The 22830-nt window shown below is 61.0% G+C and carries 23 protein-coding genes; 6 read left to right on the forward strand and 17 right to left on the reverse strand.

What is annotated here, in order from left to right:
* Positions 1 to 188 precede the first annotated feature (188 nt).
* Positions 189 to 1124, forward strand: coding sequence for a Dyp-type peroxidase (locus tag OQ248_RS23365; protein ID WP_265815135.1), 936 nt, complete (start codon positions 189 to 191; stop codon positions 1122 to 1124).
* A 90-nt stretch (positions 1125 to 1214) separates the two neighbouring features.
* Here OQ248_RS23365 and OQ248_RS23370 read toward each other — a convergent pair whose 3' ends face one another.
* From OQ248_RS23370 to OQ248_RS23380, 3 genes are all read right to left on the reverse strand, one after another.
* Entirely contained in the window at positions 1215 to 1679 is a 465-nt protein-coding gene (locus OQ248_RS23370; RefSeq protein WP_265814169.1) for a hypothetical protein, read from the reverse strand.
* A gap of 205 nt (positions 1680 to 1884) precedes the next feature.
* A complete protein-coding gene (locus tag OQ248_RS23375) occupies positions 1885 to 3597 on the reverse strand; it encodes an amidase (protein WP_265814170.1) in 1713 nt (570 codons plus the stop codon).
* Between the two features lie 138 nt (positions 3598 to 3735).
* Complete coding sequence (locus tag OQ248_RS23380) at positions 3736 to 4524, reverse strand: helix-turn-helix transcriptional regulator (RefSeq protein ID WP_085711354.1); 789 nt, start codon at positions 4522 to 4524, stop codon at positions 3736 to 3738.
* An 84-nt stretch (positions 4525 to 4608) separates the two neighbouring features.
* Here OQ248_RS23380 and OQ248_RS23385 point away from each other — a divergent pair, with 84 nt between their 5' ends.
* Complete coding sequence (locus tag OQ248_RS23385; RefSeq protein ID WP_265814171.1) at positions 4609 to 5607, forward strand: bile acid:sodium symporter family protein; 999 nt, start codon at positions 4609 to 4611, stop codon at positions 5605 to 5607.
* Positions 5608 to 5622: 15 nt separating this feature from the next.
* On the opposite strand, the gene OQ248_RS23390 is transcribed toward OQ248_RS23385, so the two are convergent.
* Entirely contained in the window at positions 5623 to 6228 is a 606-nt protein-coding gene (locus tag OQ248_RS23390) for a response regulator transcription factor (RefSeq protein ID WP_265814172.1), read from the reverse strand.
* 113 nt (positions 6229 to 6341) lie between these two features.
* Here OQ248_RS23390 and OQ248_RS23395 point away from each other — a divergent pair, with 113 nt between their 5' ends.
* Entirely contained in the window at positions 6342 to 7979 is a 1638-nt protein-coding gene (locus OQ248_RS23395) for a hybrid sensor histidine kinase/response regulator (RefSeq protein WP_265814173.1), read from the forward strand.
* Here the strand turns inward: OQ248_RS23395 and yecR are convergent.
* From yecR to OQ248_RS23420, 5 genes are all read right to left on the reverse strand, one after another.
* Positions 7951 to 8259: a YecR family lipoprotein gene (yecR, locus tag OQ248_RS23400; RefSeq protein WP_007950440.1), complete on the reverse strand. Its 309-nt coding sequence runs from the start codon at positions 8257 to 8259 to the stop codon at positions 7951 to 7953. The two genes, OQ248_RS23395 and yecR, sit on opposite strands and share 29 nt — an antisense overlap.
* A 44-nt stretch (positions 8260 to 8303) precedes the next feature.
* On the reverse strand, positions 8304 to 8618 hold the full coding sequence (locus tag OQ248_RS23405) for a hypothetical protein (RefSeq protein ID WP_265814174.1): 315 nt from the start codon (positions 8616 to 8618) through the stop codon (positions 8304 to 8306).
* Between the two features lie 1252 nt (positions 8619 to 9870).
* The gene (locus OQ248_RS23410) at positions 9871 to 11049 is read right to left on the reverse strand and encodes a cystathionine gamma-synthase (RefSeq protein WP_085711347.1); all 1179 of its coding nucleotides are present in this window, start codon (positions 11047 to 11049) and stop codon (positions 9871 to 9873) included.
* The gene (locus tag OQ248_RS23415; RefSeq protein WP_085711346.1) at positions 11046 to 12422 is read right to left on the reverse strand and encodes a pyridoxal-phosphate dependent enzyme; all 1377 of its coding nucleotides are present in this window, start codon (positions 12420 to 12422) and stop codon (positions 11046 to 11048) included. The genes OQ248_RS23410 and OQ248_RS23415 overlap by 4 nt, the downstream gene beginning before the upstream one ends.
* A 259-nt stretch (positions 12423 to 12681) precedes the next feature.
* Complete coding sequence (locus OQ248_RS23420; protein ID WP_265814175.1) at positions 12682 to 13617, reverse strand: Ppx/GppA family phosphatase; 936 nt, start codon at positions 13615 to 13617, stop codon at positions 12682 to 12684.
* A 296-nt stretch (positions 13618 to 13913) separates the two neighbouring features.
* Here OQ248_RS23420 and OQ248_RS23425 point away from each other — a divergent pair, with 296 nt between their 5' ends.
* Positions 13914 to 14174, forward strand: coding sequence for a ParD-like family protein (locus OQ248_RS23425; RefSeq protein ID WP_085711344.1), 261 nt, complete (start codon positions 13914 to 13916; stop codon positions 14172 to 14174).
* On the forward strand, positions 14171 to 14962 hold the full coding sequence (gene map, locus OQ248_RS23430; RefSeq protein WP_265814176.1) for a type I methionyl aminopeptidase: 792 nt from the start codon (positions 14171 to 14173) through the stop codon (positions 14960 to 14962). Before OQ248_RS23425 ends, map begins: the two co-directional genes overlap by 4 nt.
* A 256-nt stretch (positions 14963 to 15218) precedes the next feature.
* Here the strand turns inward: map and OQ248_RS23435 are convergent, their stop codons facing one another.
* The 5 genes from OQ248_RS23435 to ribBA form a co-directional block, all read right to left on the reverse strand.
* The gene (locus OQ248_RS23435; RefSeq protein ID WP_265814177.1) at positions 15219 to 16373 is read right to left on the reverse strand and encodes an ABC transporter ATP-binding protein; all 1155 of its coding nucleotides are present in this window, start codon (positions 16371 to 16373) and stop codon (positions 15219 to 15221) included.
* 16 nt (positions 16374 to 16389) lie between these two features.
* Entirely contained in the window at positions 16390 to 17199 is an 810-nt protein-coding gene (locus tag OQ248_RS23440) for an ABC transporter permease (protein ID WP_085711341.1), read from the reverse strand.
* Positions 17200 to 17205: 6 nt separating this feature from the next.
* Positions 17206 to 18153, reverse strand: coding sequence for an ABC transporter permease (locus tag OQ248_RS23445; RefSeq protein WP_265815136.1), 948 nt, complete (start codon positions 18151 to 18153; stop codon positions 17206 to 17208).
* A complete protein-coding gene (locus OQ248_RS23450; RefSeq protein WP_085711339.1) occupies positions 18150 to 19175 on the reverse strand; it encodes an ABC transporter substrate-binding protein in 1026 nt (341 codons plus the stop codon). The genes OQ248_RS23445 and OQ248_RS23450 overlap by 4 nt, the downstream gene beginning before the upstream one ends.
* 166 nt (positions 19176 to 19341) lie before the next feature.
* Positions 19342 to 20451: a bifunctional 3,4-dihydroxy-2-butanone-4-phosphate synthase/GTP cyclohydrolase II gene (gene ribBA, locus OQ248_RS23455; protein WP_085711338.1), complete on the reverse strand. Its 1110-nt coding sequence runs from the start codon at positions 20449 to 20451 to the stop codon at positions 19342 to 19344.
* Between the two features lie 65 nt (positions 20452 to 20516).
* Here ribBA and OQ248_RS23460 point away from each other — a divergent pair, with 65 nt between their 5' ends.
* A complete protein-coding gene (locus OQ248_RS23460) occupies positions 20517 to 20813 on the forward strand; it encodes a DUF1330 domain-containing protein (RefSeq protein WP_265814178.1) in 297 nt (98 codons plus the stop codon).
* Positions 20814 to 20936: 123 nt separating this feature from the next.
* Here OQ248_RS23460 and OQ248_RS23465 read toward each other — a convergent pair whose 3' ends face one another.
* Genes OQ248_RS23465 through OQ248_RS23475 form a run of 3 tightly spaced genes read right to left on the reverse strand, consistent with a single transcriptional unit; the run spans position 20937 to position 22702 of the window.
* On the reverse strand, positions 20937 to 21500 hold the full coding sequence (locus OQ248_RS23465; RefSeq protein WP_265814179.1) for an NUDIX hydrolase: 564 nt from the start codon (positions 21498 to 21500) through the stop codon (positions 20937 to 20939).
* A gap of 1 nt (position 21501) precedes the next feature.
* Positions 21502 to 22254: a GntR family transcriptional regulator gene (locus tag OQ248_RS23470; protein ID WP_074688591.1), complete on the reverse strand. Its 753-nt coding sequence runs from the start codon at positions 22252 to 22254 to the stop codon at positions 21502 to 21504.
* Between the two features lie 58 nt (positions 22255 to 22312).
* On the reverse strand, positions 22313 to 22702 hold the full coding sequence (locus OQ248_RS23475) for a carboxymuconolactone decarboxylase family protein (RefSeq protein WP_007957404.1): 390 nt from the start codon (positions 22700 to 22702) through the stop codon (positions 22313 to 22315).
* Between the last annotated feature and the right edge of the window lie 128 nt (positions 22703 to 22830).

Consider the following 22830-nt stretch of genomic DNA (forward strand, 5'->3'; position numbering starts at 1 on the left):
TGTTTTTCGGGGTAGACGGGGCCATGCTAGTAGGAGAATTCCGAGGAAGAAAAATCGTTTATTTCGTGGGTATTGTTCGTGAATAACGAAGTGTCGATCGCCACGTGCAGCGCACGGGTAATACTTCATTCGACACTTCTTTGCTAACCTCGCTGTCGAGTCAGTCCACCACTCAGGGAGCTACGATCATCGACACGCCAGATCCTCAAGCCGTCTGCAGCCCGATCACTAGCGCTGCGATCTTCATCGTGGCGACCCTCAATGCCGAAGCCGAGGCGGCCGAAAAAGTCCGCGACTGGTGCGCCGATATTGCAGGCCTGACACGCTCGGTCGGCAAGCGCGTCCCCTCGGGCAACCTGTCCTGCGTCTGCGGGTTTTCTTCCAGCGCCTGGGATCGTCTGTTCGGCAGTCCACGACCGGCGTCCCTGCATGACTTTCGCGAATTCGGTGTAGAAGGGCGGCGCGCCGTCTCAACACCCGGTGACCTGCTGTTGCACATTCGCGCCGATCAGATGGACCTGTGTTTCGAACTGGCGACGCAATTGATGTCGGCGCTGGACGGCGTCGTTACTGTGACTGATGAAGTGCAGGGTTTTCGCTATTTCGACATGCGCAGCATCATCGGTTTTGTCGACGGCACGGAGAATCCGGTCGGCCGCAAAGCCGAGCATTTCACCCTCGTAGGTGATGAAGATGAGACGTTCAGCGGTGGCAGTTATGTGTTGGTGCAGAAGTATCTGCACAACATGAAGGCGTGGAACGAATTGCCGGTCGAAGCGCAGGAGCGAGTGATCGGGCGGACCAAACTGTCCGATATCGAGTTGGACGACTCGGTCAAACCGAGCAACTCCCACAGTGCGTTGACGACCATCACCAAGGATGGCGAAGAGGTGAAAATCCTGCGCGACAACATGCCGTTCGGTCGGCCCGGCGCAGGTGAATTCGGCACTTACTTCATTGGCTATGCGCGTTCGCCCGAACCGCTGGAGCAAATGCTGGAAAACATGTTCGTCGGCAAACCGCCCGGCAATTACGATCGATTGCTGGACTTCAGTACGGCGGTGACCGGCAGTCTGTTTTTTGTTCCGTCAGCCGACCTGCTGGAAGAACTCGCTAGTCGATAGCTAAGAAGTGCAGATTGTCTTAGTGAAAAGCGAGCCACTCACCACTGGTAATTACCAGAGTGGCAGCGCTGAGAACCATTTTGAATGGGGTCAATTGCTTCCTTTGATTAAGTGGAATTTAATACTGAAGCTATACACAACGTTGTCATCCACAGCCTTGCCTTTAATGTTGGCTGTTCCCGTGATTGTTTTTTCAGTCTCGTTTCTTTTAATGTCAAGGACTCCTTTAAGCTCGTAGAAACCACCAACATCACTTAAGGCAATTGTTGCGGTTACATTGTCCTGACCAAAATAGCCCAGCGGGTGTGTGCCATCCGAAATGCTTTTAGGGAACTCGATGTAAAATTGTCGATATGGAGTAGCTCCGGTGTTGTGCCCGAAGAGAATTGTTTTGTCCCCGATCACTCCATAAAAATAATGCGTTGCATCGAAGGTGCCTCCCGATGGAGTGGGCGGTGTAATAGTGGATTTGTAGTACATGTTTTCAGGTAGTTGTTTTGATGCTTCAAATAAAGTCTCTAGATTACTGATTTTGGGAGTGGGCTTGCTGGTCATGAAGGCGTTCTCCTTATCGTAATATGAAATTTTTACGAGAGTCCTTGTGGGGCATCACGTAAATAACATTTTCTATATTTTAATAGGGATGACAACTGTCAGAAGTTACAGTTGCGTAAATATAAATAATGTGCATTTGGAACGGGTACCTGCTTTATGCTTGGCACCCTTCTCTTGCTGAGGTGATTACCATCAGTTTTGCGTTTTACTTTTTTGTGAATATCGGCGGCGTGCGCGGTGGCACCAGACGCTTCGACCCTGTCGCTTCAAACGCCGTCGCCAAGCGCAGCAACGTCGAATCGTCATAGGCCCGCCCAGCAAACGTCAGCCCTACCGGCATACCGATGTCGGCCATCACGCCCATCGGCACGGTGACGGTCGGCACGCCGAGGTGGCGGATCGCGAGGTTGCCGTTGGCGACCCAGATGCCGTTGCTCCAGGCGATGTCCGCCGAGGCCGGGTTGACGTCGGCGTCCGCCGGGCCCACGTCGGCGTTGGTCGGGAACAGCACGGCATCGAGGCCGAGGCGATCCATCCAGTCTTCGAGGTCGAGCTTGCGGGTCTTCTCCAGACCGCGCAGGCCGTCCGGCAGGGTCGGAATCTGATCCCACGGCGTGATGCCGCGTTCGGCCATGCGCACGTATTCGTCCATGCCGGCGGCGAGATCGCCTTCGCGGTTGGGCAGGGTGCCCGGGTCGTGCGGGAAGATTTTCGGCCCGTCAACATCTGCCAGTTGATTGAGTTTCGGGTCACCGTTGGCGCGCAGGAAATCATCGAACGCCCAGGCCGACAGGTCCCACAGTTCGTGGTGCATGAACTCTTTCGAGACGATGCCGCGATTGAACACAGTCGGCGCGCCCGGACGATCACCTTCGCAATTGGAGACCAGCGGGAAATCCACTTCGATGACTTCTGCGCCGGCGGCTTCGAGGGCCTGACGGGCCTGTTTCCAGAGATCGATCACCGATGCGCGGGTGTTGATGCGTTGCCCGGTCGGGCCGCCGATGCCCGGCTCGTCGCTGGTGCCGGCCTCAGGGTCGGCGTTGATGTACATGCGCGGCACGCCGAGGCGTTTGCCAGCCAGGGCATCACTTTTCACCGCCAGATCAAGGTAGGAAGCCGGGCGCACCGAGGCGACGCTCGGGATCGGCACCCAGGGTTGCAGGCGCCACAGGTCGCCACGGGTGTCGGTGTCTTCGGCGACCACCACGTCGAGGACTTCCAGCAGGTCAGCCATGGTGCGCGCGTACGGCACCACCACGTCCATGGTCGGCGTCAGCGGCCAGTTGCCGCGCACCGAGATCACCCCACGTGACGGCGTATAGGCGCACAGGCCATTGTTGGATGCCGGGCCGCGACCGCTCGACCAGGTTTCTTCCGCCAAGCCGAATGCCGAGAAGCTTGCAGCAGTGGCGGTGCCAGCACCGTTCGACGAGCCGGAAGCAAACGGCGCAGTCAGGTAATCGGCGTTGTACGGACTTTCAGCGCGACCGTAGACCCCGCGCTGCATCCCGCCATTGGCCATCGGCGGCATGTTGGTCTTGCCCAGGCAGATCGCGCCGCCCGCACGCAGGCGCTCGATGGTGAACGCATCACGCTGGGCCACCAGATCGGCGAACGCCGGGCTGCCGGAGGCAGCGGTCAGGCCTTTGACCAGATAGCTGTCCTTGGCGGTGTAGGGGATGCCGTCCAGCGGACCGAGGGTTTCGCCCTTGGCGCGGCGGGCATCGGATGCCTCGGCTTCCTTCAAGGCCTCGGGGTTGCGCACAATCACCGCGTTCAGGGCGGTGTCGGTTTGCGGGCCGTCATAGGCATCGATACGTGCCAGATAGGCCTGGACCAGTTCAACCGCGGTGGTCTGGCCGGATTCGAGCGCCGAGCGCAGTTGAGCAATGGAGACTTCAGTGACTTCGATCATGCTGTTACCGCCGACAGGTTCGCTAAAGGGTGGTTGATCATTGTTATCGTCGAAACGTGTCAATCATTCTTGATGGGCGAAACTCTACCCTGAAGTTTGTCGATTGGCATGTCCTAATTCGATAAATATCGACAAAAATCAGCGAAAAAATTCTCCGGGCGTTTCGCCAAACTGCTGGCGAAAGGCTGCGATGAAGGCCGACGTCGAATCATAACCGCAAGCTAGAGCCACTTCCGTGACCCGTTCGCCACGCTCCAGTGGCGTCAGCGCGCCCAGCAAACGCAAGCGCTGGCGCCATGCGCGGAAAGTCAGGCCGGTATCGCGCAAGAACAGCCGGCTGAGGGTTTTCTCGGTCACACCGAACTTTTCACTCCAGTGACTGAGTGTGGTCTGCTGTTCCGGATGTTGCTCGAGACTTTGATAAATCTGCCGCAAACGGATGTCCTGAGGCAGTGGCAGCATCAGGTCGATTTGCGGGGCCTCGGCCAATTGATCGAGGATCACCTGCGCCAGGCGTCCGTGAGGGCCGCTCTGGTCATACTCGACAGGAATCTGACTGAAGGCCCGGATCAACTCGCGCAAAAGATCGCTGACGCCGAGCACATGACAGCGCTCCAGCGCCCAACCCGCGACGCTGCAATCGATGTACAGGCTGCGCATTTCCGTGTGCGGCGAACTGAATACCCGATGCGGCACCCCCGCCGGAATCCATACGGCCCGTTCCGGCGGCGCAACGAAACGACCGGCGGCGGTCTGCACTTCGAGTACACCCTGGATCGCGTAAGACAACTGCACCCACGGATGACTGTGGCGGCGGGTCAGGGCGCGATTGGGCAACGATTCGGTGCGTCCGTACAACGGGCGCGGCAGGCTGGGCAGCCCGGGAATGCTGCGTCTGACGCTCTTGTCGTGTCCTTTTGGCGGCATCTTGCGGCTCTTCGGCGTTAGTCGGTAATTTCCAGTCACGTTAGAGTCGCTTCCACGTACTGGCAACCCCCGGATGAACAAACCATGACGCGCCCAAGATTCTTGCCCGACAACTTCACCCTGACCCTCGTCGCCGTGGTACTGCTTGCCAGTTTCCTGCCCGCCAGCGGCCAGGTCGCGGTCGGCTTCGGCTGGCTGACCAACATTGCAATTGCGCTGCTGTTTTTCCTGCACGGCGCCAAGCTTTCCCGCGAATCGATCATCGCCGGCGCCGGTCACTGGCGCCTGCACCTGCTGGTGTTCAGCCTGACTTTTGTCCTGTTCCCGCTGCTGGGACTGGCGCTCAAACCGCTGCTGTCGCCGATGATTGGTGACAACCTGTACATGGGCATGCTTTACCTCTGCGCATTGCCGGCCACGGTGCAGTCGGCCATTGCCTTCACGTCACTGGCCCGGGGCAATATTCCGGCGGCGATCTGCAGCGCGGCGGCGTCCAGTCTGTTCGGGATCTTTCTCACGCCATTGCTGGTGACGTTGTTGCTGAACGTGCATGGCGACGGCGGCTCGACCGTCGACGCGATCCTGAAGATCAGCGTGCAACTGTTGTTGCCATTCATCGCCGGTCAGATCGCCCGTCGCTGGATCGGCGCCTGGGTCGGTCGCAACAAGAACTGGCTGAAGTTCGTCGATCAGGGTTCGATTCTGCTGGTGGTCTACGGAGCGTTCAGTGAGGCCGTCAACGAAGGCATCTGGCATCAGATCCCGGTCATCGACCTGCTGGGGCTGGTGGTGGCCTGCTGCATCCTGCTGGGGCTGGTGCTGCTGGCGTCGACGCTGCTGGGCAAGCTGTTTGGCTTCAACCTGGAAGACCGCATCACCATCCTGTTCTGCGGTTCGAAAAAGAGCCTGGCCACCGGTGTGCCGATGGCGCAGGTGTTGTTTGCCGGCAGCACGATCGGCGTGCTGATTCTGCCGCTGATGCTGTTCCACCAGATTCAGTTGATGGTCTGCGCGGTGCTGGCGCAGCGTTACGCGAAGCGGCAGGAATCGGTGCAGGAACTGATGGCGCAGGTTGATCCGTAATCACGGCTGCGGACGCTAACCCGCACCGGAATACTTGACTGCCGCCGCTGCCCGCGACGGCACGTTGAGCACTCGCAACAACGACGACACATGAATCCGCACCGTGAACGGGGAAATATCCAGTTCACGGGCGATTTCCTTGTTTGTCTTGCCTTGGGCGATCAGCCGCAGAACATCCTGCTGGCGCGGGGTGAGGGCGGCGCCAGTTTCCAGCGGCAGCAGGCCCGACGGGGCGAACTTCACCAGCACTTCGCCTTCGCGGATCGCCAGGATGGCCTCGCCGATTTCATCGGGGGCGATGTTCTTGCCGATGAAACCGTCGATGCCCGCTGACATGACTTCGCCGATCAGCGCCTCGTCATCCACCATCGACACGATGATCAGCGTGGTGCGCGGCAGGCGCCGGCGCAGTTCGCCGAGCTGGCTGACGCAAGTCAGGCCGGGGAAGCGTAGGTCCAGAATCAGCGTGTCGGGTTCATCGCCGGTTGGCAGCAGGGCGAGTACTGACTCCAGATCGCCGGCTTCTTCGATCAGCGCTTCAGGCAGCAAGCGCCGGACCGTGCGCACCATCGCTTCGCGAAACAGCGGATGATCGTCGGCTATGATGATTCGGCATGTCATGGCACAACCCTCCCTGGGTCGACATTTCTCACGGCGTGCACCTTAGCACCGGGCGAAGGCGTTGCCTGTCGGTTCGTGCTGATTCTGACGATTGCCGCACAAGGACGTTCCCCATGAAGTTCGAAAAGAACACCGAGCTCGACCAGGCCAATCTGCGCATCATCATCGCCAGTATCGCGCTGGTGTACATGGCTGTGCTCGGTTTCCTGCCGGGCCAGCGCTTCGATACCTATCTGCCGGTAGTCACTTACATTGCCCTGTTTTTGCTGGCCTCCGTCGGACTGCGTCAGGCCATCGTGCGTTGGCCGGGGCATTATCCGGCGCGACGGATTTTCGGCATGGTCCACGATTACACCGGCACCTGCTTCGGTCTGGTGGTCGGTGGCGAGGCGGCGCTGCCCATCTATGCCGTCATGGTCTGGGTCAACCTCGGCAACGGCATGCGCTATGGCTCGCGCTATCTGGCGATCGCCACGGTATTGGCATTGCTTGCGCTGCTGGCGGTCTATCGGTTGACGCCGTACTGGCAGGCGCAACCGTTCATGGTGCTGATGCTGATGATCACCAGCACGGTGATTCCGGTGTATGCGCACCTGTTGCTGGAGCGCACGCGCAAGGCTTCCGAAGAGGCGGTCGCGGCGAATCTGGAGAAATCGCGATTCCTGGCCCAGGCCAGTCATGACCTGCGCCAGCCGATTCACTCCATCGGCCTGTTTACCGCGTGTCTACGCGAGTCGCGGCTGGGCGAGGATGAACGGCGGCTGGTGGACAACATCGACCGTTCGCTGCTCAACGTGTCGCAGCTTTTCCGCTCGATCCTCGATCTGTACACCCTCGATAAAGGCCGGGTTCAACCCAGGATGCAAACGCTGGAACTGGGGCAGTGGCTGACGGAACTGATTCGCCAGAATGCCGAAGCGGCGCGTTGGGCCGGTGTGGAATTACGTCTGCACCGTTGCGAACATTGGGTGTACACGGATCCAGCCCTGCTGGCGACCATGGTGCAGAACGTGCTGTCCAACTGCTTCAAATATGGGGCGCAGCGGCCGGTGCTGGTGGGCGTGCGTAGAAAGGGCGCGGGGTTGGCCATCGTGGTGTATGACCGTGGCAGCGGCATCGCCGAGGAGCATCTGCCCAGGGTTTTCGAGGAGTTTTATCGGGTCCGTCAATTGCGCGACAAGGACGTTGAAGGCGTGGGGCTGGGCCTGTCGATCGTCAAGCGGCTGGGGCAGATGATCGGCGTCGAGGTGCTGATTCGCTCACGGCTGGGACATGGCACGGCCGTGACGCTGCAAGGGTTGCCACGGGCGGCGCCGCAGTTGCCGGTCAGTCGCGACGAGGCTCGTCAGGTCGGATTGCTGACGGGGTTGAAGGTGTGTCTGGTGGAGGATGACCATAACGTTCTGCTGGCGACCTCGGCGTTGCTCGAACGTTGGGGCTGCGTCGTGCAGGCCGAACTGACGGGGCAGGGGCTGGTCACCGACTGCGACATCATCGTCGCCGACTATGACCTCGGCTCGCACAGTACCGGTATCGAGTGCATCGATGAGGTTCGTCGACAGCGGGGTTTTGCGGTGCCGGCGATGATCATCACCGGGCATGACATTGAAAAAATCCAGGCGGCCCTGCATGACCGCCAGATTGCCATTCTGTCCAAACCGGTGCGCCCGGCCGAGCTGCGCGCGACCTTGCGTGCGCTGCGCGACCGGCAGACCGAAGCGGTCAGCGCTTACACAGATAGTCCTGCGTAATGGTGGTTTGCAGGCAGTTGTACTGGCCCATGGTGCGGCAGATGTTTTTCTCCGAGCCGGAGACTTCGGCGCTCTTGTAGCCCCAGACCTTGCAGCGTCCTTCAGCCGTGGCCAGTCCCTGGGCGGCGGAGGTTTGCCCGCTTTCGAACTGGCCCAGTTCATAGGAAACCTGGACGACGCCGTCGGTCTTGCTGCCGCCGGTGGCTTCCCATTGTTTCGGTGTGGCGCAGCCGGTGAGCACGACGGCGGCGAGGCTGAGGGTGGCGATGAGTGTTTTCATGATCGAACGGAATCCTTTACCGGATGAGAAGGCGGTGTAACGGTTTACTGGACCGGAATCGGCGACGCGCCTTTGGGCAGGCAGGACAGCGGAGGCGTCATGATGCCCATGCTGGCGACCGCGATGATTGCGCCACTGGGCAGTTCGCAGTTGTATTCGCCGGCGGAGGTATAGGCGGTGTAGTACGTCAGGGTGCTGTCGTTGCGGATGTTGCCGATTTTGGAGACGGGCTTGCCGATGACGGTCTGGGCCCGTTCGCGCATGCTGTCTTCGGTGGGCTTGGCGGTCTGGCAACCGGTGGCGCCGATAAGCAGGGCGCCGAGCACCGTGATTCTGGCGAAGTTGAGGTACAGGTTCATGGTGTTGCTTCCTTGGTGTTGTTGTTTTTCCAGGCACAACGATCCCGCGCACTGCGCAGCGGCAATGTTGGGGAGTGTCGGGGGTTGCGAGGGAATATAACGCCAGGGAACGGGGTGGTCGATTAGCACAAATGTGCTAGTGCGGCGCAACCGGCAGGCCGCCGGTCGCGCCGTACAGCATTACTGGGGGCTGTTGAACTGGTCTGAATAGCTGCCGGTCATGAGGGCGGACGCGACCTGGTCGGAGCCCACGCCACGACGAGAGTAGGCAAGCCGTCTGGCGTCCACCTTGTCTGCGCCATCGGAAGCGACTGCGCCAGCGCCCACGTGATCGGCACCATCGGAAGCGACTGCGCCAGCGCCCACGTGATCGGCCCCATCGGAAGCGACTGCGCCAGCGCCTACGTGATCGGCCCCATCGGATGCGACTGCCCCGGCACCCACGTGGTCGGCCCCATCGGAAGCGACTGCGCCAGCGCCCACGTGGTCGGCACCATCGGAAGCGACTGCCCCAGCACCCACTTGATCGGCACCGTCAGACGCGACGGCCTTGGCGCCAACGTGATCCGAACCATCCGAGGCAACCGAACCCGCACCCACATGATCCGCCCCGTCAGACGCCACAGCCTGCGCCGCCCAGACTTGGGGCATTACCACCACCGTTGCCGCGACTGCCAGGACCATGCCTGACCAAAGCTTGTGTTTCATGATTTTCTCCACGACCCATCAGCCACCCAGCATCCGAGCATTCCCCGTCGGTTGACGGTGTGGCTCGTTGGCCCCGGGGTTAACCAGATTGGCGATTGGCACGGGCGCGCCGCGAGGCGCACGGGTGTCGACGTTTTGCATGAAACCTGAACAGCGAACTGAAAAAGTATAGTTCGCCCCGATCGGGTGGCGGGTCCGGGGAGCGCGAAGGCGATAGTCGGTTAACTTCCTTGCAGGCAAGTGCTAGAAGAAAATCAATCTAAAAGCCGCGTAGCGCAAAGCAGCGTGTTTGCTAGGCTCAAGAATGTAGGCGAAGACGCAGACTGATGCGCAAGCGGATAGCGAGGAAGCGTTGGGCGCGTTCCGAAGGGTACACGGTTAGAAAGAACCCCGCGCTGGGTTCCAGCCCTTATGCCGTGTGAAGCAGCAGAGCACATTGCCTGTACTGTGGGAGTCCTGAGAAACCTCGTAAGCCAGAGACCAGCACTGGCCGCCTACTCGAACACCAAAGCCCGCTTCGTGCGGGCTTTGACGTTTCTGCGGGTTAGATGCTGGCCAGGGCTTGCGCCAGATCCGCACGCAGATCCTCGATATCCTCCACGCCCACCGACAGGCGCACCAGGCTGTCACCGATGCCGAGTTTGGCGCGGGTTTCGGCCGGGATGGTGGCGTGGGTCATGATCGCCGGGTGCTCGATCAGGCTTTCCACGCCGCCGAGGCTTTCGGCCAGGGCGAAGATCTGCACGTTTTCCAGGAAGCGCCGGGCGCCTGCCAGATCACTGTTCAGATCCAGAGAAATCATCCCGCCGAAACCACGCATCTGACGCTTGGCCAGTTCATGCTGCGGATGGGATTCCAGGCCCGGGTAGTAGACGCGTTTGACCTGCGGCTGCTGCTCCAGCCAGCGCGCCAACTCCAGCGCGTTGCTGCAATGACGCTCCATACGTAGCGCCAGGGTCTTCACACCGCGCAGGGTAAGGAACGCGTCGAACGGGCCGGAGATGGCGCCGACGGCGTTCTGCAGGAAGCCCAGACGCTCGGCCAGCGCTGGATTGTCACCGACGACCGCGATCCCGCCGATCACGTCGGAGTGACCGTTCAGGTACTTGGTGGTCGAGTGCAGCACGATGTCGAAACCCAGCTCCAGCGGACGCTGGATCCACGGGCTGGCGAAGGTGTTGTCGGCCACGCAGATGATCCCGCGGGCCTTGCAGATGCGCGCGATGGCGGCGAGGTCGGAGAGGCTCAGCAGCGGGTTGGTCGGGGTTTCGACCATGACCATGCGCGTGTCGTCCTGCAGCGAAGCCTCGAACGCCGACAGGTCGGCCAGATCGACGTAGCTGAAACGATGCCCGGCGCTGCGCTGGCGCACCTTGTCGAACAGACGAAAAGTCCCGCCGTACAGATCATTGCCGGAGACGATGTGCGAGCCGGCATCGATCAGTTCGAGTACGGTGGAAATCGTCGCCAGCCCGGAAGCGAAGGCAAACGCCTGGGTGCCGCCTTCCAGATCCGCCACGCAGCGCTCCAGGGCAAAACGCGTCGGGTTGTGCGAACGGCCATAGTCGAAGCCCTTGTGCACGCCGGGGCTGTCTTGCAGGTACGTGGAGTTGGCGTAGATCGGCGGCATCAGCGCGCCGGTGGTCGGATCCGGCGTCTGTCCGGCGTGGATCACGCGGGTGGCGAAACCCTGCGGGCGGGCGTTCTTGTCGTGCTGACTCATGCAAGGGATCTCCGTAGTTGGTTGAGCATGTCGACGCGGGTGATCAGGCCGTGGAAGCCCGAAGCGTCGGCAATGATCGCCACCAGGCCGCTGCTGAGCACGGCTTCCAGTTCAGCCAGGGTCGCGGCGGGGGCGAGGGTTTGCAGTTTGTCCGTCATCGCGCTGGCGACGGGTTTGCTGAAGAGCGTGGCATCCTCGTGTACGCGCACCAGAATGTCCGATTCGTCGATCACGCCGACCAGTTGTTTGCCTTCCACCAGTACCGGCAGTTGCGAAACATCCGCCAGGCGCATGCGCTGGAACGCGGTCATCAGGGTGTCGTCGGGGCCGACGCTGACCACTTTGCCGTCTTCGAAGCGACGGGCAATCAGGTCGCGCAGATCGCCGTAGCGTTTGCGCTGCAACAGGCCCTGATCGGTCATCCACTGGTCGTTGTAGACCTTCGACAGATAGCGGGTGCCGGTGTCGCAGACGAAGCTGACCACACGTTTCGGCACGGTTTGCTCACGGCAGTAACGCAGCGCGGCGGCGAGCAGGGTGCCGGTGGACGAACCACCGAGAATGCCTTCCGAGCGCAGCAACTGACGGGCGTGATCGAAGCTTTCTTCGTCGCTGATCGAGTAGGCGCTGCGCACGCTCGACAGGTCGGTGATCGACGGAATGAAGTCTTCGCCGATGCCTTCCACCGCCCACGAACCGGCAGTGCCGAGGTGCTTGCTGCGGCTGTATTCAGCCATGACCGAACCGACCGGGTCGGCCAGGACCATCTCGAGGTCCGGTTGTACGCGTTTGAAGAAACGGGTCAGGCCGGTCAGCGTACCGGCGGAACCGACGCCGACCACGATGGCATCCAGATCATGCTCGGTCTGCGCCCAGATTTCCGGCGCGGTGCTGCATTCGTGGGCCAGCGGGTTGGCCGGGTTGTTGAACTGGTCGGCGAAGAACGCGCCGGGAATGTCTTTCGCCAGACGGGCCGCGACGTCCTGATAGTACTCGGGGTGACCCTTGCCGACATCGGAGCGAGTGATGTGAACTTCGGCGCCCATGGCCTTGAGGTGCAGGACTTTTTCGGTGGACATTTTGTCCGGCACCACCAGCACGACGCGATAACCCTTGGCGCGGCCCACCAGCGCCAGGCCCAGGCCGGTATTGCCGGCGGTGGCTTCAACGATGGTGCCGCCGGGTTGCAGGCGACCGTCGCGCTCGGCGGCGTCGATCATCGCCAGGCCGATGCGATCCTTGATCGAGCCGCCGGGGTTCTGGGATTCGAGCTTGAGAAACAGGGTGCACAGGCCGGTATCGAAGCGGGTGACTTGTACCAGCGGAGTATTGCCGATCAGCCCAAGTACGGCAGGGCGTGATTCCTTTGACATTTCTTCACCTCTTTGTGGTGTTGATCGCGTTCCATTCGCGGGGGAAAAGCTCGCGTGCAACATAGGCGCAGACATCAACTGTCGCAACCATTAGTCAGCGTGCAATTCAGCCATTTCGATCTAACCATAGAACGAAATCAGAGAAGGCAAGGGAGCGATTTACCGAGGTTTATACGAAGGCGTCATTGAGTATTCAAAGGGCGTCTTCAGCGGCAGGAACGGCTTGATCTGACGGTGAATATCCGGCAGCGAAAACCGATCAGTGGTTGCTCATCAGGCCGTGCAGGACACCCAGCCGCAAACCGGGTTCCGATGGCTCCATTTGCGCGATGCCGAACACTTTGAAGGCTGCGAGCATGACCACCAGACCGCCAGGCAGGATGCTCTGGCGATGGGATTGCAGGCCGGCGAGTTTCAGTTGCCGCACATTGCTGACTTCCAGCAGGCGAAGCGACAGCCGCAGCAGACCGCCGTAGGTGATGCCGCCCTGACCGAAGTCGTTCAGGCGATTGGCCTTGAGCACTTTGGCCAGCATCCGTGCCGTGCCCGAGGAGCCGATGGTCTGCTGCCAGCCCTGGGCGCGATAGCGGCGGGCGACCTTTTCAAATTGCAGGATGGCCACCCGCTCGGCCTCTTGAAGGGCGCCGGGGGAAATCTCGCCATTGCGAAAGTAGCGTGCGCTCAGGGTGCCGCTGCCGATGGCGATGCTTTCGGTCAGCAACGGTTGCGAACCCTGGCCTAGGATCAGTTCGGTGGAGCCGCCGCCAATGTCGACCACCAGACGCAGGTCATCGGCGACCGGCAAGGTGTGGGCCACACCGGCGTAGACCAGACGCGCTTCTTCGTGCCCGGAAATCACATCGATGCGGAAGCCCAGATGCCGCTCCGCACTGCCAAGAAACAACTGGGCATTGTCGGCCTCGCGCACGGCGCTGGTGGCCACTGCCCGCACACGACACGGCTCGAAACCGCGCAGCTTTTTGCCGAACCGCGCCAGGGCCTGCCAGCCGCGATCCAGCGCCATTTCGTCGAGTGCCCGGCCATCGAATCCTTCCGCCAGCCGCACCGGTTCACGCAAGGTTTTCACTTCCTGAATCATGAAGCCCTTTCTGCTGCGGACCGACTGACCGATCATCATGCGAAACGCATTCGAACCGAGATCGATGGCAGCAAACAGCGAGGCGTCTTCTTTCATGGGAATCCTTGCAAAATCCACCGCCCCAGGCCCGGGCGGTTTGCGAGGATTCTGCAATGGCTTCGATGACAACCTGATGACGCGGGGGGGGCGGTTCAATGAATTTAGTGCTGTCATGACACGGTCATTATCGGGTGCCCATACTTGCCCTCAATACATCGCGTGCTTTTCATGATTTTGGCTGCCAACTTTGGCAGCTTTTTTTTGCCTGCGATTTGAGTGGTCAGCGAAATTTGCAATTCGAAGGAATGCCCGATTAATATACGTTCCATATATATTCCATATCGGATCTTGCCATGGGCATCGTAAAGATTTCAGAGGACATGCACGAGAATCTGCGCATTTCCAGTAACGCACTGAGCCGTTCGATCAACGCGCAGGCCGAGCACTGGATGCGCATCGGCATGCTCGCCGAGCTGTATCCCGACCTCGATCACCACGCCATTTGCCGGTTGCTGATTCGCGCGGAGCAAGCGGGTGGTCTGGATCTGCAACAAATCTGTGCCCTGGCCGATGCCGCGCAGAACATCCCGGTTCAAGAGGCAGCCAAGGCATGAGAAACCCGATCAAGATCAACACCCGGGCCGAGATCGCCCAATCCCGCGTGGCTGCGCAATTAGCCGCCGAGGTGCTGGCGATGCTGGTGCCGCACGTCAAGGCCGGGGTCACCACCGATCAGCTCGACCGTTTGTGCAACGATTACATCGTCAATGTGCAGAAGGCGATTCCCGCCAACGTCGGTTATCACGGCTTCCCGAAAACCGTCTGCGCGTCGGTCAACGACGTTGTCTGTCACGGCATCCCGTCGGGCACGCCGTTGAAGGATGGCGACATCCTCAACCTCGACATCGCCGTGATCAAGGACGGCTGGTTCGGTGACACCAGCCGCATGTACGTGGTCGGCCAGGCGTCACCCGAGGCGCAGCATCTGATCAAGACCACCTACGAGGCCATGTGCGCCGGTATTCGCGTGGTGCGTCCGGGCGCCACCCTGGGTGACATCGGTCATGCGATCCAGAGCCTGGCGGAAAGGGAAGGTTTCAGCGTGGTGCGCGAGTACTGCGGGCACGGGATCGGCAAGGTCTATCACGATGAGCCGCAAGTGCTGCATTACGGTTATCCGAATCAGGGCCTGAAGCTGAAAGCGGGGATGATCTTCACCATCGAGCCGATGCTCAATGCCGGCAAGCGCCATGTGAAGAACATGCCGGATGGCTGGACCGTGCTGACCAAGGATGGCTCGCTGTCGGCGCAGTGGGAACACATGGTGGCGGTGACGGAGGACGGGTTTGAGGTGTTGACGGTTTGGCCTGATGAGATTGAGGGTTTTGCGCCGATCAGTTGATACCGAGTCGCCTGTTTCCCCTCACCCTAACCCTCTCCCAGAGGGAGAGGGGACTGACCGAGTTGTCTTGCGCTCTACATCGACCTGGAAAACCGAGTTGATTATGGATTCGGCACAGGAATTTCAGGTCGGCGGCGATTATGGATTCACTTTAAAGCTTTCAGGTCGGCGTACTTCTCCAATATTCCCCAATCGGCCCCCTCTCCCTCTGGGAGAGGGCTGGGGTGAGGGGCCAGGATTCAACAGGTGCGCGCTCTTAATGAGCACCCGCCGCTTTGTTCAGATCACTCTCGGCCCACTCGGTGTAGACGCAAGCATCGGCAGTCGCCCAACGTACCTGCACTGGATCGCCAGTCTTCAATGGCATCCCCGCCGCCGACAATGCCTTAACCGTCATCGAAGTCCCGCCCGAAGTCACTACACTGCAAGTCTGGCTCTCACCCAGAAACAGCACCTCGACCACCTTCGCCGAAACCTCGTTCCAGCCCGCCGCCAACGGCTCGCTCGCCACTTGCTGCACACTCAACGCCAGAGCCTTCTCCGGACGCACCATCAGCAAAACATCCTGCCCGGTCTGCAATCCGGCAGTCAGGCGAATCGACAGCGACTGCCCTTCAAAACTCGCCGCGCCGTGACCCTGTGCCTTGAGCTTGAGGAAGTTCGAGTTACCGAGGAACGACGCCACAAACGCATTCGGCGGATTCTGGTACAGGTCAAAACCGCTGCCGAGTCCGACAATCTTGCCGTGACTGAAAATCGCGATGCGCTGGGACAGGCGCATGGCTTCTTCCTGATCGTGAGTCACGTAGACGATGGTGATGCCGAGACGGCGGTGCAGTTGGCGCAACTCGTCCTGCAAGTCTTCGCGCAGTTTCTTGTCGAGTGCGCCGAGGGGTTCGTCCATCAGCAGGATGCGTGGCTCGTAGACCAGCGCGCGGGCGATGGCAACCCGTTGCTGCTGGCCGCCGGACAGTTGCGAAGGACGGCGATGGGCGAATTGCTCCAGTTGCACCAGTTTCAGCATCGCATCGACGCGTTTGTCACGCTCGGCCGCCGCGAGTTTGCGGATCGCCAGCGGGAACGCGATGTTGTCGCGCACCGACAGATGCGGGAACAGCGAGTAACGCTGGAACACCATGCCGATATCGCGCTTGTGCGGCGGCACGTTGACCAGCGACTGGCCGTTGACCAGGATCTCGCCACTGCTCGGGGTTTCGAAGCCGGCGAGCATCGACAGCGTGGTGCTTTTGCCAGAGCCGCTGGAGCCGAGGAAGGTCAGGAATTCGCCGTCCTTGATGTCCAGCGAGATGTTGTCCACGGCGGCGAAATCGCCGTAGTGCTTGTTCAGGTTGCGCAGGCTGACCAGGGGTTTGTCGTTCTGCTGGGATGCGTCTTTGATCACGGCACTCATGTCGTACTCCTGGCGCTCAGGCGCTGATTTCGTTGCGCCGGCGCAGAGCGGCGGCGATCACCATGACCAACACCGACAGGCCGATCAGCAGCGTCGAAGCGACGGCGATCACGGGCGTCAGGTCCTGGCGCAGGGTGGTCCACATTTTCACGGGAAGGGTTTGCAGGGTCGGGCTGGCCATCATCACGCTGAGCACCACTTCGTCCCACGAAACCAGGAAGGCGAAGAGGGCGCCGGCCACCATCCCCGGACGAATCGCCGGAAAGGTCACCTTGAACACCGCTTGCAGGCGTGACGCCCCGCAGATCACCGCCGCGTCTTCAATCGACTGATCGAACAGCTTGAGCGAGTTGATGATCGAGATGATGGTGAACGGCAGCGCGACGATCACATGGCTGACGACGAAGGCGAACATCGTCCCGGTGTAGCCGAGCTTGAGAAACAGCGCGTACACCGCCACGGCGATGATCACCAGCGGCACGATCATCGGCAGGGTGAACAGGCCGTAGAGCATTTCCCGGCCGGGAAAGCGCCCGCGCACCAGCGCAAAGGCAGTCGGCAAACCGAGGGCCACGGCGCAGATCGTAGTCAGTACCGCAACCTTGAGGCTGGCCGCTGCGGCGTTCATCCAGTCGGCGTTGGAGAAGAACTGGCCATACCATTTCAGAGTCCAGCCCGGAGGCGGGAACACCAGCCATTGGGACGAGCCGAACGACAGCAGCACGATGAACACGATCGGCAGCAGCAGAAACAGCGCGATCAGCCCGGTGGTGGCGTACAGGCCGAAGCGCATCCGGCGGCTCATGGCGTTGGGAGTCAGGAGCATGTCGGCTTACCTCGCGTTACTGGCGCCAACCGGGGATTCCGGCTGAAGCTTCAGGTAGAAGTAGAACAGCACCAGGGTGATGACGATCAGCAACGCGGCGCCGGCGCTGGCCAGGCCCCAGTTGAGGAACGATTGCACCTGCTGAATGATGAACTCCGGCAGCATCATGTTCTGCGCCCCGCCCAGCAGCGCCGGGGTGACGTAGTAACCGAGCGACATCACGAACACCATCAACCCGCCGGATGCCAGACCCGGCCGGCACAGCGGCAGGAACACCCGGAAGAAGTTGGTCCATGGACTGGCGCCGCAGATCGAACCGGCCTGCAGGATCATCGGGTCGATGGCCTGCATGGTCGCCTGCAACGGCAGCACGATAAACGGGATCATGATGTAGCTCATGCCGATCACCACGCCGGTCAGGTTGTGCACCATTTCCAGCGGCTGATCGATGATGCCCATGGCCATCAAGGCTTTATTGATGACGCCCGAAGCCTGCAACAAAACCAGCCACGAATAGGTGCGGGCGAGGAGGCTGGTCCACATCGACAGCAACACGATGTTGAGAATCCAGCGACCCCAGCCGCGCGGCACCAAGGTGATTGCCCAGGCCAGCGGGAAGCCCAGCAACAGGCTGAACACCGTCACCAGTCCCGCCACCGAAAAGGTGTTGAAAAGCACCCGTGCGTACGCCGAGTTGGCGAACAGTTGTTCGTAGTTGCCAAGGCCCGGCACCGGTTCCAGTACGCCGCGCAACAGCAGGCCAATCAACGGCGCGAGAAAGAACAGGCCGAGGAACAACAGCGCCGGCGCGAGGTTGCCGGCGCCGCGCCAGCGTTGCTTGAGGGACGGGGCTGGCGCCATGGCACTGGCCTTTTTTCCGGCGGCCGACCCGGCAGCGCTGGCGGCGCTCCCGGTGGCAGTGGAGGGACGGGACGTGGTGGACACCATTTTCATTTGACCAGCCATTCGTTCCACCGTGTCGCGATGGCCTGGCCGTTCTTGGCCCAGTACGCGAAATCAAGAGTGATCTGATCCTTAGCGTAGGCAGTCGGCAGGTTCGGGGCCAGCGTCGAGTCCAGACGCTGCACGCTGTCGACGTTGACCGGGGCGTAGGCAGTCAGGTTGGAGAAGTCCGCCTGACCCTTCGCGCTGCTGGCGCTGGCCAGGAACTTCATCGCCGCGTCCTTGTTTTTCGAACCCTTTGGCACGACCAGGATGTCCGCCATGACCAGGTTCTGTTTCCAGCTCACGCCCACCGGCGCGCCGTCTTCTTGCAGGGCGTGGATACGGCCGTTCCAGAACTGGCCCATGCTCGCTTCACCGGAGGCCAGCAGTTGCTGCGACTGCGCGCCGCCGCCCCACCAGACGATGTCTTTCTTGATGGTGTCGAGTTTCTTGAAGGCGCGATCCAGGTCCAGCGGGTAGAGCTTGTCGGCCGGCACGCCGTCGGCGAGCAAGGCCAGTTCGAGCACGCCGGGGCTCGGCCATTTGTACAGGGCGCGTTTGCCGGGGAAGGTCTTGGTGTCGAACAGCGCGCTCCAGTCCTGCGGTTTGCTGGCGCCGAGTTTGCCCTCGTTATAGCCGAGGACGAAGGAGAAGAAGAACGAACCGACGCCGTAGTCGCTGACGAAACGCGGGTCGATCTTGTCGCGCTGGATCTGTTTGAAATCGAGGGGTTCGAGCAGGCCTTCGGAGGCGGCGCGCAGGGCGAAGTCGGCTTCGACGTCGACCACGTCCCATTGCACGTTGCCGCTTTCGACCATGGCTTTGAGTTTACCGTAGTCGGTCGGGCCGTCCTGCACGACGGTGATGCCGCTGGCCTTGCTGAACGGATCGGCCCAGGCCTGTTTCTGCGCATCCTGGGTGCTACCGCCCCAGCTGACAAAGTTCACACTCTCGGCGGCCATCGCGGCCTGGCCGGTCACGCTCAGCAGTCCCGCAAGAAAGATCGCGGTTGCAGCTTTGTTCAACACCATTTTTACGCCCTCATTGTTGTGTTTTTGAGCGGGCTTGCGTTGTTGCCCGCCTGTCGGGAGCAGTAGCTGGACGGTTTTTCAGGTCGTCCGGTCTATGGAATATCATATTATGGTATTCCAAACATTGTGCAAGCACTTTGCCTTACCGGCTATCTGGCAAACGGGGTTATTCAGTGAACGGAATGCTCTCGACCACCTCAAGATCGTAGCCGGTCAAACCGGCATATTTCAGCGGCGGCCCCAGGTGGCGCAGCTTGCCGACGCCCAGGTTCTGCAGAATCTGCGCCCCGGTGCCGACCTCCGAATAGATCCGCGATTGCGATCGGCTGAACTGCCGTGGCGGTTGAGTCAACTGCGGTACCCGCTCCAGCAACGCCTGCGACGACTCATGATTGGCCAGCACCACGACCACGCCATGGCCCTCGGCCGCGACCCGTTGCAGCGCTGCCCACAGCGTCCAGTTCGTCGGCCCGCTGTACTCGGCGCCGACCAGATCCCGCAGCGGATCGATCACATGCACACGCACCAACGTCGGCTCTTCACGGCGCAATTCACCCATGACCATCGCCATGTGCACGCCGCCCTCGATGCGGTCTTCGAAGGTGATCAAGCGGAAGGTGCCATGCACCGTCGGCAATTCCCGCTCGCCGATGCGCTCGATGGTGTGTTCGGTGCTCAGGCGATAGTGAATCAGGTCGGCGATGGTGCCGATCTTGATCCCGTGCTTGCGGGCGAAGACTTCCAGATCCGGGCGGCGGGCCATGGTGCCGTCGTCGTTCATCACCTCGACGATCACCGAGGCGGGCGTGAACCCCGCCAGGCGCGCCAAATCGCAACCGGCCTCGGTGTGGCCGGCGCGGGTCAGTACGCCACCTTCTTTGGCGCGCAGCGGAAAGATATGGCCGGGCTGCACCAGGTCTTCAGCACGAGCGTTTGGCGCCACGGCGGCAGCCACCGTGCAGGCGCGGTCAGCAGCTGAAATGCCGGTGGTCACACCGACCGCCGCTTCGATGGAAACCGTGAACGCCGTGCTGAACACGCTGCCATTGCTCGGCACCATTTGCTCAAGTCCCAGGCGCTGGCAATGATCGTCGGTCAACGTCAGGCAAATCAGCCCCCGAGCCTCACGGGCCATGAAACTGATCGCCTCGGGCGTGCAACGGTCGGCGGCCAGCAGCAGGTCGCCTTCGTTTTCCCGGTCTTCGTCATCGACCAGCAACACCATTTTGCCGAGGCGATAATCTTCGATGATTTCTTCGATGCTGTTGAAGGCCATGCTGGACTCTCGATATGGATGAAATTCGTGGTATACCATAATACAAATTCAACCGAGAGGTCACTATGAAGGCGTACTGGATTGCTCACGTGGACATCACCGATCCCGATCACTACAGCCAATACACCCAGCGCGCGCCGAAGGCATTCGCCGAGTTCGGCGCGAAGTTTTTAGCCAGAGGCGGGCGCAGCGAAGCGATGGAAGGCCGGACGACGCCACAGCGCAGCGTGGTAATCGAGTTCGACAGCTACGAGCAGGCGGTGGCGTGCTATCGCTCGGCGGCGTATCAGGAAGCGAAGAGCTACCGCGAGGAGTGGGCGAGGGCGGAGATCGTCATCGTTGAAGGCGTGCCGCCAGTTTAAGCGACACCGCCACATTCCTGTGGGAGCGAGCCTGCTCGCGAAGGCGCCGTATCAGTCGATGCAATGTTGAATGAACGACCGCTTTCGCGAGCAGGCTCGCTCCCACAAGTAAGCATGGGGTCTTCAACGCATGAAATGAATCTTGCCGCTGTCGTCATTGCCCATGTACATGCCATACACCCCGGCCTGGCGTTCCTCGATGTAGCGTTCGAGGATCTGCCGGATCGCCGGGTAGTAGATCTGCTCCCAAGGGATGTCTTCGGGGGCGAAGAATTTGCAGTCCTGCGTTTCCGGGCCGTACTGGCCGGTGATTTCCAGTGCGAGGGCGCGGAAGATGATGTAGACCTCGCTGATCTTCGGCACGCTGAAGATCGAGTACGGCGAGACGATTTCCGCGCGTACGCCGCTTTCTTCCCAGACTTCGCGCAGGGCTGCCTGTTCGGTGGTTTCGCCGCTTTCCATGAAACCGGCGGGCAGGGTCCAGGTGCCCGGGCGCGGGGGAATCGCCCGTTGGCACAAGAGGTATTTGCCGTCCTGCTCGATGATGCAGCCGGCGATGATCTTCGGGTTCACATAGTGGATGTAGCCGCAGCCGCGGCACATCAGGCGCTCGTGCGTATCGCCCGGCGGCACCCGCTGACCGAGGTCGGCGCCACCGCATTTCGGGCAAAAGCTCGGGCTGAACATGTCAGTGACCTATGCGTGGTTCTTTCAGTGCGATGGGCAGGGTGATCGCCGGTGTGGCGCCGGTCTCTTCCTGTTTGCGCTTCAGATAATCGAGGGCCACGGCAGCTGCAGCGCGCACGTGGTCGACGCAGGCCTGATGCGCCGCCAGCGCGTCGCCGCTCTTGATCGCCTCGACCATTTTTTCCATTTCCTGGTTACTCGCGCCGCGACGGTTTTCCTGGGACACCGAGGTCGCCCGCAGGTAGCTGATGCGTGCCTGCAATTGACGCAACTGGGTGGCCGCGACATGGTTGCCCGAGCCTTCGAGCAGTACGTCATAGAAACCCTGCACCGAGTCGATCACCTGCTGCAGTTCGCCGTCCTTGAGTGCCTTGCGGTTCTCGTCGAGGGCTTTTTCCAGGGCCTTGATGTCCTTGGCCTTGGCGCGCAGGGTGAAGAGCTGGACGATCAGGCCTTCGAGCACGCAGCGCAGTTCATAGATGTCGACCGCATCGGCGAGGGTGATGATCGCCACGCGCGGGCCCTTGGCGTCGGCGAACTCCACCAGGCCTTCGGATTCCAGGTGACGCAAGGCTTCACGCACCGACGTACGGCTCACGCCCAGGCGATCGCACAGATCGCGCTCCACCAGGCGATCGCCCGGCAGCAGCTGGAAGTTCATGATGGCGCTTCGCAGTTTATCCAGCACGATTTCGCGCAGGGTGACGGGGTTGCGATTGACCTTGAAGCTGTCGTCGAGTGGCAGGCGTTTCATGGGGTCCGCTCTTTAAGTTGGCTGTCCATGCCAGACGGGCATTCAAACAGCCGAGGGGTTAACTGGAGGCCTCGGCGTCGGCTTCGGCGAAGGCTTCACGGGCGAGCCGGAAACTGTCCACGGCTGCCGGGACGCCGCAATAAATACCGACCTGAAGCAGAATTTCGCGTATTTGCTCACGACTCAGGCCGTTACGCAAGGCGCCGCGCACATGCAGCTTGAGTTCGTGCGGGCGGTTCAGCGCGGAGATCATCGCCAGGTTGATCATGCTGCGCTCCTTGAGCGACAGACCTTCACGTCCCCAGACATGGCCCCAGCAGTATTCGGTGACCATTTCCTGCAGCGGGCGGGTGAAGTCGTCGGCGTTCTCGATCGAGCGCTGCACATAGGCTTCGCCGAGCACCTGGGTGCGGATCTTCAGGCCTTGCTCATACTTTTCGTTACTCATAAATCCTCCAGTCACCACAATTCCCTTGTGGGAGCGGGCTTGCTCGCGAACTCGGTAGCTCACTCAGCATAGAGGTCGACTGACACGACGCCTTCGCGAGCAAGCCCGCTCCCACAGTGGAATTTGTA

This window comes from Pseudomonas sp. COW5 (genome assembly GCF_026240005.1).
In the GTDB taxonomy this organism is placed as follows: Bacteria; Pseudomonadota; Gammaproteobacteria; order Pseudomonadales; family Pseudomonadaceae; genus Aquipseudomonas; species Aquipseudomonas kribbensis.